The organism is Streptomyces sp. NPDC017529, assembly GCF_044329785.1.
In the GTDB taxonomy this organism is placed as follows: Bacteria; Actinomycetota; Actinomycetes; order Streptomycetales; family Streptomycetaceae; genus Streptomyces.
Window position 1 is genome coordinate 284728 of the sequence record NZ_JBIRJY010000001.1, and the last position, 15274, is coordinate 300001.

Consider the following 15274-nt stretch of genomic DNA (forward strand, 5'->3'; position numbering starts at 1 on the left):
GGATCGGCCGCCGCCTCCCGGCGCAGGCGGCGGCCCGGCCTCAGGCGTCGGCCAGTGGTGCGCGCGGGGAGCTGCGGAGCGGTGCGGCCAGTTCGGCCAGGGCCCGTTCCAGGCCGTGCAGGTGGACGAGCGCGGGCTCCAGGGCGGGCGGGTGCGGAGCGGAGACCGTGGCGGCCCCCGCCTCGCGGGGCCGGTCCGGCGCGGTGAGCGCCTCGACGGCGGCCTCCACGCGCTGGCAGGCGGCGGTGAGGCGGGCGTCGTGCGATGCCTCCGGGTCGGCGGCGATGGAGGCCAGGCCGCGCACCTCGCGGGCGCAGTCGTCGAGCAGCGCGAGCACCTGCCGCGCCCGGCCCTTGCGGGCCCGCATCGGCGCCAGCGGGTGCACCAGCGGGGACAGCGAGAGCCGTACCCGGCGGAGCAGGACCTCCAGCTCGGCGACGAGCGGGGCCGGGTCGGCGCTCTCGCGGCCCGCGATGCGCGCGGCGGCCTCGGAGGTGCAGTGGTGCACGCAGCGCAGGGCGCGCTGGATCCAGGCGTCGGTCGTGGCGTGGGTGGTGACCGGCAGCACCAGGAGCACGGCCAGGACCGCGCTGAGCGCGCCGACGCCGGTCTCCGCGAGACGCAGCGCGAGCAGGGCGGGGTCCAGGACGCCCAGCAGCCCGTACAGCAGCCCGACCATCAAGGTCACCGCGAGCATGTTCCAGGTGTACGAGACCGGGGACGCGTAGAAGATCGAGAAGACGCAGACGGCGATGAGGGCGGCGGTGGGCGCCACGGCGCCGTCCAGCGGTACGGCGATGAGCAGACCGGCGGGGATGCCGAGGAGCGTGCCGGCCATCCGGCGGAAGCCGCGGACCACGGTCTCGCCGCGCGAGGCGGTGTTGACGAAGATCCACCACGTGGCGCCGACGGCCCAGTACCAGCGCTCGTGGGAGAGCACCTGGCCGGCCGCCAGGGCGAACGCGCCGGCGGCGGTCGCCTGGACCGCCTGGCGGGTCGTCGAACGGGCGAAGCCCTTGCCGCTCGGCAGGGCGGGGAGGGCGGCCGGCGGCACCCGGCGCTCGTAGCACCACACCCCGAAGCGGACGACCGAGCAGGCCACCAGGGAGAGCGCGGTGGCGGCGTACAGCTCGGGGAGCTGCTCGGGCACCGTGCGCAGGAACTGCGCCTCGAAGAACGACATGAACGCGAAGATGCCGAGGGCGTTGCCGCGCGGCCCCCACCGGCGGGCGTAGACGCCCGCGCCGACCATGGCGAGGAAGGCGGTGTCCCGTACGAGCGGGTAGTCGTGCAGCATCGCCGCGGCGGCGAGCACCGGGAAGCCGACCACCGGCAGCAGGGCCGTGGTGACCACCTGGCCCCGGATGGTCGGGTCCGCGACGGTGAAGAGCGCGAGCAGCGCGGCGAGCCCGCCCACCACGGCACCGATCAGCGAGTGGCCGACGACGCCGCACACGGCCACCGCCAGGCCGACGCCGAGCACGGCCCGGGCGGCGCTGCGCAGCCGCAGCCGTCCCGGATCCGGCGCCACGAACACCCTCTTCCACACGGTTTTCCCACCCTTCTGTCCGCCAGCATCAAAAAGGCGCCGCGGAAGTCCGCAGCGCCATCGACGGGGCTATGACAACATCAACACTGCTGTTGGCTCAACAGAGCGCGCGAGTGGTGAGCCATTGGTACAGCGAGAAGCGGTGTGGCTGGACCAGAAGCAGGCCAATGGTCTTCGTCTCACCTTTGCGTCCACATCGCGGAACACCGCCGTCACATGCAACCCCCACGCATTACTCTCGATGTCATGTCCGCACCCGCACGCCTCCTCTGTCTCGCGCTCTTCGCGAACTCGGCCTGGTGCGTCGACGACGGGCTCTGTCCCCGCTGACGCCTGCCCGCCCGTGCCCTCCGGTACGGGCGCCCCGGCACCTGCGACTCCCCCTGCCTTCCCGGGGTGACGTGCGCCTTCGGCGCGCCTCCCGACGCACGCACCACCGCTCACCTCACGGAGCCCGCTGTGACCACAGCTCCATCCGATCCGCTGATCGAAACGCCCCGGCCCGCCCCGGCCCTGCTCAACCCCGCGCCCACCTCCAGGCCCCGGCCCGCGGCTCCCGCCGCGCCGCCGGTCCGCCGTGTGCCACTCGCCGTCGGCCTGCTGATCGCCGTCGCGCTGGCGGGCCACGTCTTCGCCTCGTACGGCGCGAAGCCGGGCGTCCTCCTGCTGCTCGGGCTCGGCCTCGGGGTCGCCCTGTTCCACTCGCGCTTCGGGTTCACCTCGGCCTGGCGGCAGCTCGTCGCCGTGGGCAACGGCACCGGGCTGCGCGCCCACGCACTGCTGCTCGGCACGACGGCGACGCTGTTCGCCCTGGTCATCGGCACCGGCACCGGACTGTTCGGAGCAGCGCCCGCGCCCTCGGGCGGGCCGCTGGGCGTGGGGCTGCTCATCGGCTCGTTCGTCTTCGCCGTCGGCATGCAGCTGGGCGGCGCCTGCGCCTCGGGCACGCTGTTCGCGGTGGGCTCGGGACAGACGTCCATCGTGCTCACGCTGGGCGGCTTCATTGCCGGTTCCACGCTGGCTGCCTGGCAGTTCGACCTGTGGCGGGACCTGCCGGCGTTCGAGCCGGTCGTGTTCGCCGACCACGTCGGCTGGTTCGGATCGTGGGCCGTCACCGTACTGGCGCTGGGCGTCGTCGTGGTCGTCAGCCGTGCGGTCCAGGCACGCCGCAACCCGCCGCCGACCGGCCCCGTCCCCTCGGCGAAGGCCCCGACCGCCAGGGTCCTGCGCGGGTCCTGGCCGCTGGCGGCCGGCGCGGTGGCGCTGGCGCTGCTGGGCGGGGGCGTGCTCCTCGTCTCCGGCGGCGCCTGGGGTGTGACCAGCGCCTTCAGCCTGTGGGGCGCGAAGCTGGTGAGCGCCGTGGGCGGGCACCCGGAAACCTGGTCCTACTGGCAGAAGCCCGGCAACGCGCACGCGCTCGCCGGCCCCGTGCTGGCCGACAAGACGAGCCTCACCGACATCGGCATCATGATCGGCGCCGCGGTCGCCGCCGCGCTGGGCGGCACCTGGGCGCTGCACCGGGGCACTCCCTGGCGCACCGCGGTCGCGGCCGTCGTGGGCGGCGTCCTGATGGGCGTCGGCGCCCGGCTGGCCGGCGGCTGCAACATCGGCGCCTACCTCGCGGGCATCGCCTCCGGCAGCCTGCACGGCTGGATCTGGGGTGCGACGGCCCTGCTCGGCACCTGGGCCGGGCTGAAGCTGCGCCCCGCGTTCCGGCTGGCCAATCCGAAGCCCGGCGACGGCGTCTGCTGACGGCCGGGGCGGGCACCGCGACAGCGGGCCGCCGGCCCACCGGGCTCCACCGCAGGTGGGCCATTGGTACGGTCGACGGGATCTGTGCCGACTCTGAGGAGGCCGTTGGCCCGTGGCCGTGGACACGCTCGACGCGAAGATCCTGCGACTGCTGCTGGAGCAGCCGCGTACCAGCGTGCGGGAGTACGCCCGTATCCTCGGCATCGCCCGGGGCACGGTCCAGGCGCGGCTGGACCGGCTGGAGCGGGACGGGGTGATCACGGCCTACGGGCCGCGCCTGTCCCCCGCCGCGCTCGGCCACCCGGTCCTCGCCTTCGTGCACATCGAGGTCACCCAGGGGCACCTGGAGGACGTCGCCGAGGCGCTGTCCGAGGTGCCGGAGATCATCGAGGCGTTCTCGACGACCGGCGGCGGCGACCTGCTGACGCGGGTGGTCGCGCGGGACGCGGCGCACCTGGAAGACGTGATCCAGCAGCTGATCAAGATGCCGGGCGTGGTCCGGACGCGCACCGAGGTGGCCCTGCGCGAGCGGGTGCCGCACCGGATGCTGCCGCTGGTCGAAGCCGTGGGCGGTGCCGCGAAGCCGCGCCGGTGACCCCGTTGGCATGCCGGGGGCCATGAGCAGTCCCGCCGGCGCCTCCCCGGTCCCCGCCCGCCCCCTGGCCCCCTCCCCCACCCCGGTCCTCTTCGACTGGGACGGCACGCTCGTGGACAGCGAGCCGAACTACTACGAAGCGGGGCGCCGGTTGCTCGCCGAACACGGCGTCACCGGCTTCACCTGGGAGCACCACACCCGCTTCATCGGCATCGGCACCCGCGAGACGCTGGAGGTCCTGAAGCGGGAGCACGGCATGCACGGCCCGCGATAGAGGCGGAGCTCACCGGGACCGGTCTGGAGGCGCGGCTGACCGTGCTCGTGTCCGCCGAGGAGGTCGGGCGCGGCAAGCCGGAGCCGGACGTCTTCCTGGAGGCGGCGCGGCGGCTGGACGCGGCGCCGGACACGTGCGTGGTGCCGGAGGACGCGCCGCCGGGCGCGGAGGCCGCGCGCCGGGCGGGGATGCGGTGCATCGCGATCCCGTACATGCCGGAGACGGCCACGGACCCCGCGTTCGGTAGCGCCGGTCTGCTCTTCGCGGGCGGTCGGCGGGAGTTCACGGCGCAGGCCGCCTACCGGTGGCTCAAGGCCGAGGGATAACGGCACGCCCGCATGGCCGCCCCGCCGCTTCCACATCGGACGAAAAGGGGGCCAACACCCCGTACGCCGGGGCCCGGATTGACGTACGCGAGGGGCTCGTGTGTCATGACTTGGCAAAAGACTGGCAACGGGGGTCTCATGAGTCAGGGCACCAACGTCGAGAGCGACGCGCTGCGCGCCTACGCGCGCGCCGCCGAGAGCGCGGCCGACCGGATCGCGAAGATCCGCAGCCGGACGGCCGCGCTGGATCTGTCGGACGGCACCTTCGGGCAGCTGCCGGAGGCCAACAACCTCCGCTCCGATTACATGGAGCAGAAGGACCAGTCCGGTACGGACCTGGAGGACAGCGCGGAGATGCTGCGCTCCATCGCCGACGCCGTGCGCGGGTCCGCGGACCACTACGACGCCAACGAGGAAGAGACGGCGAGCGGCTTCGGGGGCGGTGCCTGATGGGCGTCGGCCAGGCCGCGGGCAGTGCGCTCGACCGCGTCAATTACGTACTGGACTGGAGCAACCCCCTCGCGGCCACCCTCGACGAGGTCATCAAGGCGATCCTCAAGCAGTGCGGCGCCGACGACTGGTTCGACTGGGTCACCGGGGACAGCGAACTGCTGGAGAAGACGGCGCAGGAGTGGCGCGACGCCGCCCGCGACCTCCGGGACGTCGTGGCGGATTTGGTCGCCGAGCGCAGGACCGTCGAGCGGGCGTGGGAGAGCGAGGCCGCCCAGGGCTTCAGCAAGACCATGACCGACTTCGAGCAGGCCCTGCTCGGCGAGGCCGACGACATGGACACCGTCGCCGAGCTGCTGGAGATGGCGGGCGCGGCCTGCGCGATCGCCGAGCAGGCGATGATGGACCTCCTCGTCGAGATCGTCGAGGCGCTGATGGTCACCGCCGCGACCACCGCGATCCTGTCGGTGCTGACGGCGGGCGCCGCGGCGGCGATCGGCCCGTTGGCGGGCGCGGCGAACGTGGCGTACCGGGCGGCCAAGGCGACCCGTATCGCGGCGAAACTGGCCGACAAGCTGGCCGACATCGCCCGCCAGACCCAGGCCCTGGCCAAACTCTCCCGGCTGCGCCGCTACTTGCGCGGACTGGACCGCGCGAAGATCAAGGAGTGGAAGGGCGCGAAGAGGCGGGTCGCGGGGAGTCTGCTGCGCGGCGAGCGGCCCGAGATGACCGACCTCGCCCAGTACATGGCGTGGAAGCAGGGCAAGAAGCTGGCCAAGGGAGTGCTCGGCGTCGACATGGGCGGCGCCGTGTCCGGCTCGGTCATGGAGAACGGCCCCGCGCTCGCGGAGGAGGCGGTCGAGTACGGCACCCGGCCGCCGTCGCAGAGCTTCGACGAGCGCATGGGGCAGAATCCCGACCAGGCCAAGAAGTCCGTCCGGGAGGCGTTCGGATGAGCATCGGCGGGGCGTTGTGGTCCGGCCTCAAGGCGTGGGTGACACCGCCCGACCGGCACGCGCTGGTGCGCGAGGCCAAGGCGCGGGCGGCGGCGCTGCTGCCGCCCGGCGAGACGGTGGTGGACGGCCACACCGTCGAGCCGGGCGAGCGGGTGCCGCAGCCCCCGGCGCCGTACCGGGTGGACGCCTTCGGCATCCGGCCCACCGCCACCGACCGGCTGCTGAACGGCGCGGAGCGCGTCGAGCTGGCGCTGGACCGGGTCAACCCCTTCAATGCGGCGCTGGACGCGTGGGACCGGCGGGGCGAGGACCGCAGCGCGCAGTGGCACGGCGGCTGGCAGAGCGCGGCGGGGCGGCTGGCGGCGGCTCTGCGCCCGCGTACCGAGAAGAAGTACCTGTCGGTGCTGCTGCTCACCGGGACCGGGTTGCACGTGGTGCGCGTACAACTCTCCTCGGACGGCAAGAAGGTGGCCGGCGCCGTCGAGCACGCGTACGCGGTGGCCCGTCAGGACGTCACCTGGCTGCGGGACCGCAAGGACGTACGGCACGGCACGCACGAGATCGGCTTCGCCGACGGCTCGTGGGTGACGGTGTTCCTCCCCCTCGGCGGCTGGGGCACACTCGTCGAGCAGTTCCCGCGCCGGCTGCGCCACACCGACCCGATGCCTTGAGCGTCCTGCGGCGGGCGACCGCCGCCGGACCGTAACGCCGCTACGGGTGCGCCGCTACGGGTGCCGCACCTCGACGCGCACCAGCGAGCCGGTCTCCAGCGCCGCCCACATCGCGCCGTCGGGGCCGGGTGCGATGCCGTGCGGCTCCCCGGCGCGGTCCGGGAGGTCGTACGCGTCGATGCGCCCGTCGGTGGTGATCCGGCCGATGCGGCCGGCGCCCCACTCGGTGAACCACAGGGCGCCGTCCGCGCCCGCGGCGATCGCGTGCGGGCGGCACTCCCGGTCCGGCAGGGGGTAGGTCCCGACGGTGCCGTCGGTGGTGATGCGGCCGATCCGCCCGGCACCGATCTCCACGAACCACAGGGCGCCGTCGGGGCCCGCCGTGATCCCGACGGGGGCGGCGCCGGGCGTCGGCAGGTCGTACAGGACGGTCTCGCCGTCGAGTCCGGTCCGGCCGATCGCGTTGGCCTGGTTGGCGGTGAACCACAGACCGCCGTCCGGCCCCGCCGTGATCACCGAGGCGAAGGCGCCGCGTACCGGCAGCTCGTACTCGGTGACCGTGCCGTCCGCCGTGATGCGGCCGATGCGGTCGGCGGCGGACTCGGTGAACCAGACCGCGCCGTCCGGCCCTGCGGTGATGCCGAGGGGGCCCGCGTCCGCCGTCGGCAGGGTGAAGGATTCCACCTTCGCCCCGGAGGCGCCGCCGCTCCCGGGGACGACACGGGCGATGCGGTGCTCCTTGAACTCGGTGCACCACAGCGCGCCGTCGGCACCCGCAGCGATCATGGTCGGCCCGCCGGTGGCGGTGGGCAGCGGGCAGGTGGTGACCTCCCCCGCCGTCGTCATCCGGGCAAGGCGCCCCCGGTGCACGAGCGTGCACCACAGGGCCCCGTCCGCCCCGGTGGCCAACGCGTACGGCCCGGCACCGGGCCCGGACACGGGGAACTCCCGCAAGGTGACTTCTGGCCGGGACGACATGCGCCGCATCCTACTGATCACGCCGGACGGCGAGCCGCCCGGCTGCCGCGCGGCTCAGCCGATGTCGGCCGAGTACGCGGTGGTGTCCAGTTGCGCCTTGCCCGTGAAGGCTTCCGTGCCCGCCTCGACGCCGCTGAGGTAGTCGGTCTTCGCCACCGCGCCGCGGCGGACGAGCGCTTGGAGGAACTCGTTCAGGTCGAGGTCGGACGACGTGGTGTTGCCGACGCGGACGAAGGAGTGGACGTTCCAGCCGGTCTTTCCGGAGTACAGGTCCCAGTACGCACCGGCGATCTTCACGCGCTGCTGCCGGGTGCCCAGCGGAGCGGCGGCGCCGCCCTTGGCGAGCCACACCATGACCTCGTGCTTGGGCCGGCTCCGCCAGTCCGTGTCCGCCCTGTCGTGGAGCCAGAGGTCGTAGGCGACGTTGTAGGCGCCCGCCTTGGTCTCCTTCACCTTGTACGTCCACTTCGCGCGTACCGGCGTCTTCGCGTCCAAGCGCACCGGCAGTCCCGTGGCGCCGGATTTCCAACCCCAATGCCAGCCGAGCACGCTGCTCGCGTAGGACTTCACCGATTCCGGCGCACCGGACCATTCGTAAGCGGTGCCCCAGCCGATGGTGTTCCCGGACTGGTAGGCGGACCAAGTACAGCTCCATCCGGAACCGGTGTCGGCTCCCCAGGTGTTGTTGTTGAGCCAGTACTTGCCCATGGGGGTGGACTCGTTCGGCGCGCAGCCGTCCGCCGCGCGGGCGGAGCGGGAGGAGGCGTCGAGGCCGAAGAAGGCTCCGCCGCCGATCGCGGCGGCGGCGAGCGTCGCGGCGAGGAAGCGCTTGCGGGACGAGCGGTGACGGCCAGGTGCTGCCATGGGACGGCCTTTCCGGTCGGGGTCAATGCTTCCTGGTTGCCGCCGGGCCGGAAAGGGTTGCTCCGGCCGGCTCCCAGGCACGGCATCCGGCCGCCCCGGCACGGCGTCCCGGCTCCGGGGGAATTCGATGGCGGGCGGCGGCAACCTTTCGCGCAACGGCGGCAACTGGGGGCTGTCAGAGTGTCCCCGACCAAGGAAGCCCGCACCGTGCTCAGCCTTCCCGGCCTTTCCGCCCGCCCCGGTCACCGGCCGCAACCACCGCGAACCGAAGGGTTGGCATGATCCCGTCCGCCCCTTCGCGCGGCATGAGCACCGCACGCGGCACCGCCGGTACCGACGCCGCGTCCGCGGAGTTCCACGCCTTCTTCGAGCGCCACCACGCCGAACTGGCCCGCCTGGCCCACCTGCTCACGGGCGAGGCGGACGCCGCCGACGACCTCGCGGCGGACGCGCTGCTCGCCCTGTGGCACCGGTGGGACCGGGTGCGCGGCGCGGAGCACCCGGTGGCCTACGCCCGCGGGGTGGTCGCCAACATGGCCCGCGGCCGCATCCGCAGCACCGTGCGCGAACGGCGCCGTGTCGCCCTGTTCTGGTCACAGCGCGCCGAGCGGTCCGACGGCCCCGACGTGGCCGCGGTCGTGGACGTCCGCCAGGCACTGGAACGGCTGCCCTTCCGCAAGCGTGCGTGCGTCGTGCTGCGGCACGCGTTCGACCTGTCGGAGCGGGACACCGCCCGCGCCCTGGGCGTCTCCGTCGGTACGGTGAAGAGCCAGACCTCCCGGGGCATGGCGGAACTCCAGCGGCACCTGGGCGCGGGGGCCGCGGACGACCTCGCGGGGAGGAGGCACTGATGGCGGACGAGAACCTGCGCGGGGAACTGCGCGAGGCGGCGCTGGCGTACCGGCCGGACCGTACCCGGATGCTCGCGCGGGTGGAGCGTGGGATGGCGGGCCGCGCCGAAGCCCGTACGGAGGGGCGCCGCGGCCCGGCACCGGCCCGCTCGTGGCCGCGCATCGCCCTCGCGACCGCCGCGACGGTGGGCGCACTGATCGCCGGGGGGTACGCGGTGGCGGCGATCGCCGAAGCCCCCGGCCCGCCGGGGAAGGTGACCACCCGTCCGCTGCCGCCCGCCGGCCCGCCCGCCGGGGACACGGGCCGCGGCGCGCCCCGGCCGGAGGACGGCCCGCTGTGGTCGGACGGCTCCGTCGACCCGCACAGCAACATCTACTGGTCACAGAGCAACGTCACCCTCAAGACCGGGCGCCCGCTGACCGCGCTCACCGTGGAGCTGCGGATCGCCCAGACCGGCGGCGTGGCGGACACGGGCCACTGGAGCACACGGCCCGAGTCCGACTTCACGGTGACCGTGGGCGAGCGTGGCGGCGTGCTCGTCTACCGGTGGACGCTCAAGCCGGGGCGCACCGTGCCCGCCGGGCAGCACGTCTTCGCGGGACAGTACAACCACGCGGAGGGCGGCCGGGACGCCAAGGACGACTCGTACGCGGCGTCGGCCGGGTCGGCAGGCGGCGGGCTGCACGTACGGGGGGCCTTCTGAGACACCGGCGTGCGGACCGGGCCGTGCGCTATTTCTTCGCGCGGCTCGGTTGCACCCGCTTGGGTTCGCCCTTCATCTTCGGGTGCTCCGGCGGGTACGGCAGGTCGCCGAGCCCGTGCTCGCGCTCGTCGCGGTCGGCGAGTTCGAGGGCCGCCTCCAGGCGGCAGGGGTGGGCGTCCATACCGGCGTGCAGGTCACCGTGCTCGGCGAAGCGGGCCGGCATGGTGAGGAGGTCGAAGTCCTCCGGTACGGCGTCGGGCAGTTCCTCCCAGCGCAGGGGTGCGGACACCGGCGCGTGCGGGAAGGGGCGCACCGAATAGGCGCTGGCGATCGTGCGGTCGCGCGCCGTCTGGTTGTAGTCCACGAAGATCCTGGCGCCCCGCTCCTCCTTCCACCAGGACGTGGTGACGTGCCCGGGGTCGCGCCGCTCCAGCTCCCTGGCCACCGCGATCGCCGCGCGCCGGACCTGGGTGAAGGTCCAGTCGGGCGCGATGGGGACGAAGACGTGCAGGCCGCGGCCGCCGGAGGTCTTGGGTCGGCCGGCGAGGCCGAGTCCGTCGAGGACGTCGCGCAGGGCGAGGGCGGCCCGTACCGCGTCCGCGTAGTCCGTGCCCGGCTGCGGGTCGAGGTCGATGCGCAGTTCGTCCGGGTGCTCGGTGTCGCCCCTGCGCACCGGCCAGGGGTGGAAGGTCAGGCAGCCGAGGTTGGCCGCCCACAGGACGGCGGCGGGTTCGGTGGGGCAGATCTCGTCGGCGTACCGGCCGCTGGGGAAGGAGATCCGGCCGGTCGGTATCCAGTCGGGGAGGTTCTTGGGCGCCCGCTTCTGAAAAAACGATTCTCCTCCGACTCCGTCGGGATACCGCTCCAACGTGGTGGGCCGGTCCTTCAGAGCGCGCAGGATCCCGTCGCCGACGCTCAGGTAATAGCGGACGACATCGGCCTTGGTGAAGCCGCGCTGCGGGAAGTAGACCTTGTCCGGGTGCGACACCCGCACCGTCCGCCCGCCCGCCACCAGCTCCAGCGACTCTGCCATGCACCCACGCTAGGCCGTACGGGCACCCCCCGCCCGTCGAGCGGGCGCGTACCGCTTATCGCCCCCGCGGCCCACCGCACAATCGCCCCCATGGACCTTCCCGTGATGCCCCCGGTGGAGCCGATGCTGGCGAAGGCCGCCCCGGCCATCCCGCCCGGCATACAGTACGAAGCCAAGTGGGACGGCTTCCGGGCCATCGTCTTCCGCGACGGCGACGAGGTGGAGCTGGGCAGCCGCTCCGGCAAGCCGCTCACCCGGTACTTCCCCGAGCTGGTCGAGGCCCTGCGCGGGCAGCTGCCGCCGCGCTGCGTACTGGACGGCGAAATCGTCATCGCCCGGGACGGGCGCCTGGACTTCGACGCCCTGCTGGAACGCATCCACCCCGCCGACTCCCGGGTACGCCACCTGGCGGAGGTGACACCGGCCGCCTTCGTCGCCTTCGACCTGCTCGCCCTCGGCGACGCGTCGCTGATGGCCGAAGCGCAGCAAGACCGCAGGCAGGCCCTGACAGCGGCGCTGCGCGACGCCGCCGACCCGGTGTTCACCGCGCCCGTCACCTACGACATCGAGGAGGCCCGCGACTGGTTCGAGCACTTCGAGGGGGCCGGGCTCGACGGGGTCGTCGCCAAGCCGCCCGCTCTGCCGTACCGGCCGGGCCGGCGGGTCATGGTCAAGACCAAGCACGAGCGGACCGCCGACTGCGTGGTGGCGGGCCTGCGCCCGCACAAGAGCGGGCCGGTGGTGGGCTCCCTGCTGCTGGGCCTGTACGACGAGGGCGGGCGGCTCCAGCACGTCGGCGTGTGCGCGTCCTTCTCCATGCGCCGGCGCCAGGAGCTGATGGAGGAGCTGGCGCCGCTGCGGATGGACTCCGTCGCGGGCCATCCGTGGGAGGAGTGGACCAGCGAGGAGGCGCAGGCGGCGGGCCGGCTGCCGGGCGGGCCCAGCCGCTGGACGGGCAAGAAGGACCTGTCCTGGGTCCCGCTGCGCCCGGAACGCGTCCTGGAGGCCGCCTACGACCACATGCAGGGCGACCGCTTCCGGCACACCGCCCAGTTCCGCCGCTGGCGCCCCGACCGCGAGCCGGAACAGTGCACGTACGCGCAGCTGGAGGAACCGGTCCGCTACAACCTGTCGGAGGTCCTCGGCGCCTGACACCGGGCCGCCCCAAAAAACTCTTTTCACGCGGCAGGACACGGACTTCGGCAGGCGAACGACCGAGTTTTCGCACCGAAGTCGGGCTCCGCGCAGAACTCCGCGAACTCGGCGATCACCCCCCGCCGTAATCATGGGCCGGCGCAAAAGCGCGGGCATTGGCCGGCGCCGCGACGAAAGCGCCGGCATAAGCAGGCCGCTAAACCGCTGAACCTCGTCGTCTGCACATTTTCCGAGGATCGTCACAACCCCGCCACAAACCCCGCACGCCCACCGGCAGACACCGTCGGTCAATTCCCGGCCATGGGATGCTGAAGCGTTGGCAGATCACGGCAGAGACGGGAGAGTACGACAGCGTGGGGGCAGTGATACGACGGAGCCTGACCGGTGTGTGGGACCGCTTCGCGGCGTCCGACCCAGGTCTGCTGCGGCTGATGGCGGGACTGCGTACGGTGGCGGCCATCGCGCTCACCCTCGTCGCCCTCGCCGTGCTCGGCACCGATGTCACGCACCTGGTCGCGGGAGCCATGACGGCCATGGTCGCCACCTTCGCGATCAAGGAGAAGCAGGTACGCGGCCAGGCGGTCACCCTCGCGCTCGGCCTGCCCGTGGCGCTCGCCGCGGTGTCCCTCGGCGCGCTGCTGCACAGCCACATCATCGCGGGAGACGTCTTCTTCGTCGCCCTGATCTTCGGCGCCGTCTACTCCCGCCGCTTCGGCGACCGCGGCACCGCCCTCGGCCTGATCGGCTTCCAGACCTACTTCGTTTCCCTGTTCGTCGGCGCCACCATATCCGCCCTGCCCGTGCTGGCGCTGACCCTGGCCATCGGCTTCGCGTGCAGCGCCGTCGTACGGTTCACCGTCGTACCGGAGACGCCGCAGCGCATCCTGCAATGGCTGCGCGGCGCCTTCCGGGCCCGGGTCGCCCAGCTGGTGGCCACCCACATCGAGCTGCTGGACGCCGGCCCCGACCAGCTGGACAAGGTCCTCGACGACCTGCGGCGGCACACCGCCCGGCTGCACGAGTCGGCGCTGATGATCCAGGGCCGCCTGGAGGACGGCACCCGCGACCCGGCCACCGCCGCCCTCCTGCAGCGCCGCGTCGCGGACGCCGAGATCGCCACCGAACGGCTGGGCGTCCTGCTCCTCAACGCCCGCAGCGCCGAACGCGCCGACACCCTCACCCTCCACCTGCCGCAGGCACCGCTGCCCACCGCGAAGAACCTGATGCGGGCCGAGGACGACGCGACCGTCACCCTGCGCCGGGACCTCAACGCCCTGCACCTGCTGGTGTCCCGGCCGGCGTCCGACCGCCCGGGCACCGCGGTCGCCCACGTACGCAACCGGCTCCTCGGCTACCGCGACGACGACAACCTGCCGCGCGCCTCCATCGCGGTCCAGGACGTCTTCCGCGGCATCGGCGAGGCCGCCCGCTCCGTCCTGGGCCTGCGGCTCGCGCTGGACGGGCCGCAGGACGAATCGGACGACTCCCCGGCGACGACCCGCTCCCGGGAGGAGTTCGACGCCGAGGACGTCGCGCTCGCCGGCGCCGAGGAACCCGAGGAGGACGACCGCACCGGCCTGCAGCGCCCCACCACCCGGGCCGCGTTCCAGATCGCGGTGGGCTCCACGCTCGCCATCGTCGGCGGCGAGTTCCTCTCCGCCCAGCGGTGGTACTGGGCCGTGCTGACCTGCTGGGTCGTCTTCCTCAACACCGCCTCCACGGGCGAGATCATCATCAAGGGCTACCGCCGGCTGCTCGGCACGGTCCTCGGCGTGATCGCCGGTGTGGCGCTCGCGGGCCTGGTCGGCAACCACACCTGGACGGCGTTCGCGCTGATCCTCCTCTTCGTCTTCGCCATGTTCTTCACGGCGCCCCTCTCCTACGCCCTGATGTCCTTCTTCGTCACGGCGATGCTCGGCCTCCTGTACACCCTCCTGAACACCTACAGCCTCGACGTCCTCATCCTGCGCATCGAGGAAACCGCTCTCGGTGCCGCCTGCGGCATCATCGCCGCGGCCGTCGTCCTGCCGGTGCACACCGACCGGCGCACCGACGACCTCCTCGGCACGGTCCTCGGCAAGCTGGACGACGTCGTATCGGCCTCCGTCGACCAGCTCAGCGGCGGCCCCGCCGCCGACCTCCTGAGCCTCTCCCGCGACCTGGACACCGCCCTCGACGAACTCCGCGCCTCCACCCGCCCGCTGACCCACCCGATCAGCCCCCTGCGCGTACGCCGCCAGACCGTCCGCTACCTCGTCGCCCTCCTGGAAACCTGCGCCTACCACGCCCGCTCCCTGGCCGCGACCGCCGAACTGCTCCCCTACAGCAAGACCATCGCGGCCGACCCCCGCCTGGAGCGCGTCGGCCGGCGCATCGCCCACAACATCGAGACCATCGCCGCCCACATACGGGGCGAGCACACCGACGCCAAGGTCAACTCCGGCGCCACCATCGCCTCCCTCCTCGAATCCGACACCACGTCCACCCCCCACGCCGGCACCGTCACCTACCGGGTCCTGCGCCATCTCCAGCGCCTCGACGAGGGCGTCGCGGGCCTGGCCCGCCCGCTGGAGGTACCGGTGGCGGGACGACCGGAAGCCAAGCCGCAACGCGCGGGACGGCCCGACACCAAGACCGCCCGGACGTGAGCTGACCTTCCTACCCGAGGAAGCTCAGCCGCACCTCCCGCTCCGGGTTGTCCCGGTTGGTGTCCACGAAGCACACCGATTGCCAGGTGCCCAGGGCCAGGCGGCCGTCGATGACGGGAAGGGTGGCGTGGGGCGGGACGAAGGCGGGGAGGACGTGGTCGCGGCCGTGGCCCCGGGAGCCGTGCTGGTGGCGCCAGCGGTCGTCGGCGGGGAGGAGGTCGCGGAGCGCGGCGAGGAGGTCGTCGTCGCTGCCGGCGCCGGTCTCGATGACGGCGATGCCCGCGGTGGCGTGCGGGACGAAGACGTTGAGGAGGCCGGAGGCGCCGTCGGCGACGTCGCGGAGGAAGGCGGCGCAGTCGTCGGTGATGTCGGCGACGGTTTCCTTGGTGCCGGTGGTGAGGTCCAGGGTGCGGGACGTGAATGCGTTGGTCATGGGTCCATTTTCGTACGGGTGCGCCGTGAATCCGC

Annotated in this window: 14 protein-coding genes and 1 pseudogene; 10 read left to right on the forward strand and 5 right to left on the reverse strand. The window is 73.3% G+C overall.

Annotation, left to right across the window (positions count from 1 at the left end; genetic code table 11):
- Positions 1-40: 40 nt before the first annotated feature.
- A complete protein-coding gene (locus tag ACH4K4_RS00860) occupies positions 41-1549 on the reverse strand; it encodes an FUSC family protein (RefSeq protein WP_398163833.1) in 1509 nt (502 codons plus the stop codon).
- A gap of 459 nt (positions 1550-2008) precedes the next feature.
- Between ACH4K4_RS00860 and ACH4K4_RS00865 the strand changes: the two genes are divergently transcribed.
- The 6 genes and pseudogenes from ACH4K4_RS00865 to ACH4K4_RS00890 all read left to right on the forward strand — a co-directional run bounded on the left by ACH4K4_RS00865 (position 2009) and on the right by ACH4K4_RS00890 (position 6573).
- Positions 2009-3301: a YeeE/YedE family protein gene (locus ACH4K4_RS00865; RefSeq protein WP_398163834.1), complete on the forward strand. Its 1293-nt coding sequence runs from the start codon at positions 2009-2011 to the stop codon at positions 3299-3301.
- A 112-nt stretch (positions 3302-3413) separates the two neighbouring features.
- Positions 3414-3896 (forward strand): Lrp/AsnC family transcriptional regulator, encoded by a 483-nt coding sequence (locus ACH4K4_RS00870; protein WP_398163835.1) that lies wholly within the window; start codon positions 3414-3416, stop codon positions 3894-3896.
- 22 nt (positions 3897-3918) lie between these two features.
- A pseudogene (locus ACH4K4_RS00875) lies at positions 3919-4496 on the forward strand (HAD family hydrolase).
- Positions 4497-4634: 138 nt separating this feature from the next.
- Positions 4635-4946 carry a hypothetical protein gene (locus ACH4K4_RS00880; protein ID WP_398163836.1) on the forward strand — a complete coding sequence of 104 codons (312 nt, stop codon included), beginning with the start codon at positions 4635-4637 and terminating at the stop codon, positions 4944-4946.
- On the forward strand, positions 4946-5902 hold the full coding sequence (locus tag ACH4K4_RS00885) for a WXG100 family type VII secretion target (RefSeq protein WP_398163837.1): 957 nt from the start codon (positions 4946-4948) through the stop codon (positions 5900-5902). Before ACH4K4_RS00880 ends, ACH4K4_RS00885 begins: the two co-directional genes overlap by 1 nt.
- Positions 5899-6573, forward strand: coding sequence for a hypothetical protein (locus tag ACH4K4_RS00890; protein WP_398163838.1), 675 nt, complete (start codon positions 5899-5901; stop codon positions 6571-6573). Before ACH4K4_RS00885 ends, ACH4K4_RS00890 begins: the two co-directional genes overlap by 4 nt.
- Positions 6574-6627: 54 nt before the next feature.
- On the opposite strand, the gene ACH4K4_RS00895 is transcribed toward ACH4K4_RS00890, so the two are convergent.
- The gene (locus tag ACH4K4_RS00895; RefSeq protein ID WP_398163839.1) at positions 6628-7551 is read right to left on the reverse strand and encodes a virginiamycin B lyase; all 924 of its coding nucleotides are present in this window, start codon (positions 7549-7551) and stop codon (positions 6628-6630) included.
- 54 nt (positions 7552-7605) lie between these two features.
- Positions 7606-8415 (reverse strand): endo-1,4-beta-glucanase, encoded by an 810-nt coding sequence (locus ACH4K4_RS00900; RefSeq protein ID WP_398163840.1) that lies wholly within the window; start codon positions 8413-8415, stop codon positions 7606-7608.
- A 305-nt stretch (positions 8416-8720) separates the two neighbouring features.
- Between ACH4K4_RS00900 and ACH4K4_RS00905 the strand changes: the two genes are divergently transcribed.
- Positions 8721-9266 carry a SigE family RNA polymerase sigma factor gene (locus ACH4K4_RS00905; RefSeq protein ID WP_398163841.1) on the forward strand — a complete coding sequence of 182 codons (546 nt, stop codon included), beginning with the start codon at positions 8721-8723 and terminating at the stop codon, positions 9264-9266.
- Positions 9266-9970: a hypothetical protein gene (locus ACH4K4_RS00910; protein WP_398163842.1), complete on the forward strand. Its 705-nt coding sequence runs from the start codon at positions 9266-9268 to the stop codon at positions 9968-9970. Before ACH4K4_RS00905 ends, ACH4K4_RS00910 begins: the two co-directional genes overlap by 1 nt.
- A 28-nt stretch (positions 9971-9998) precedes the next feature.
- Here ACH4K4_RS00910 and ligD read toward each other — a convergent pair whose 3' ends face one another.
- Positions 9999-11003, reverse strand: a complete 1005-nt coding sequence (gene ligD / locus ACH4K4_RS00915; RefSeq protein WP_398163843.1) for a non-homologous end-joining DNA ligase — start codon at positions 11001-11003, stop codon at positions 9999-10001.
- 90 nt (positions 11004-11093) lie between these two features.
- Here ligD and ACH4K4_RS00920 point away from each other — a divergent pair, with 90 nt between their 5' ends.
- Together ACH4K4_RS00920 and ACH4K4_RS00925 are read left to right on the forward strand one after the other, a co-directional pair.
- Positions 11094-12155, forward strand: a complete 1062-nt coding sequence (locus tag ACH4K4_RS00920; protein ID WP_398163844.1) for an ATP-dependent DNA ligase — start codon at positions 11094-11096, stop codon at positions 12153-12155.
- A gap of 308 nt (positions 12156-12463) precedes the next feature.
- Entirely contained in the window at positions 12464-14806 is a 2343-nt protein-coding gene (locus ACH4K4_RS00925; RefSeq protein ID WP_398163845.1) for an FUSC family protein, read from the forward strand.
- A gap of 10 nt (positions 14807-14816) precedes the next feature.
- Here the strand turns inward: ACH4K4_RS00925 and ACH4K4_RS00930 are convergent, their stop codons facing one another.
- Positions 14817-15239 carry a secondary thiamine-phosphate synthase enzyme YjbQ gene (locus tag ACH4K4_RS00930; protein ID WP_398163846.1) on the reverse strand — a complete coding sequence of 141 codons (423 nt, stop codon included), beginning with the start codon at positions 15237-15239 and terminating at the stop codon, positions 14817-14819.
- Between the last annotated feature and the right edge of the window lie 35 nt (positions 15240-15274).

Bases quoted from the DNA above. Each gene is read 5' to 3' on its own strand.
- ACH4K4_RS00880 (WP_398163836.1), top strand. From the start codon at position 4,635: ATGAGTCAGGGCACCAACGTCGAGAGCGACGCGCTGCGCGCCTACGCG.
- ACH4K4_RS00885 (WP_398163837.1), top strand. From the start codon at position 4,946: ATGGGCGTCGGCCAGGCCGCGGGCAGTGCGCTCGACCGCGTCAATTAC.
- ACH4K4_RS00890 (WP_398163838.1), top strand. From the start codon at position 5,899: ATGAGCATCGGCGGGGCGTTGTGGTCCGGCCTCAAGGCGTGGGTGACA.
- ACH4K4_RS00895 (WP_398163839.1), bottom strand. From the start codon at position 7,551: ATGTCGTCCCGGCCAGAAGTCACCTTGCGGGAGTTCCCCGTGTCCGGG.
- ACH4K4_RS00900 (WP_398163840.1), bottom strand. From the start codon at position 8,415: ATGGCAGCACCTGGCCGTCACCGCTCGTCCCGCAAGCGCTTCCTCGCC.
- ACH4K4_RS00905 (WP_398163841.1), top strand. From the start codon at position 8,721: ATGAGCACCGCACGCGGCACCGCCGGTACCGACGCCGCGTCCGCGGAG.
- ACH4K4_RS00910 (WP_398163842.1), top strand. From the start codon at position 9,266: ATGGCGGACGAGAACCTGCGCGGGGAACTGCGCGAGGCGGCGCTGGCG.
- ligD (WP_398163843.1), bottom strand. From the start codon at position 11,003: ATGGCAGAGTCGCTGGAGCTGGTGGCGGGCGGGCGGACGGTGCGGGTG.
- ACH4K4_RS00920 (WP_398163844.1), top strand. From the start codon at position 11,094: ATGGACCTTCCCGTGATGCCCCCGGTGGAGCCGATGCTGGCGAAGGCC.
- ACH4K4_RS00925 (WP_398163845.1), top strand. From the start codon at position 12,464: ATGCTGAAGCGTTGGCAGATCACGGCAGAGACGGGAGAGTACGACAGC.
- ACH4K4_RS00930 (WP_398163846.1), bottom strand. From the start codon at position 15,239: ATGACCAACGCATTCACGTCCCGCACCCTGGACCTCACCACCGGCACC.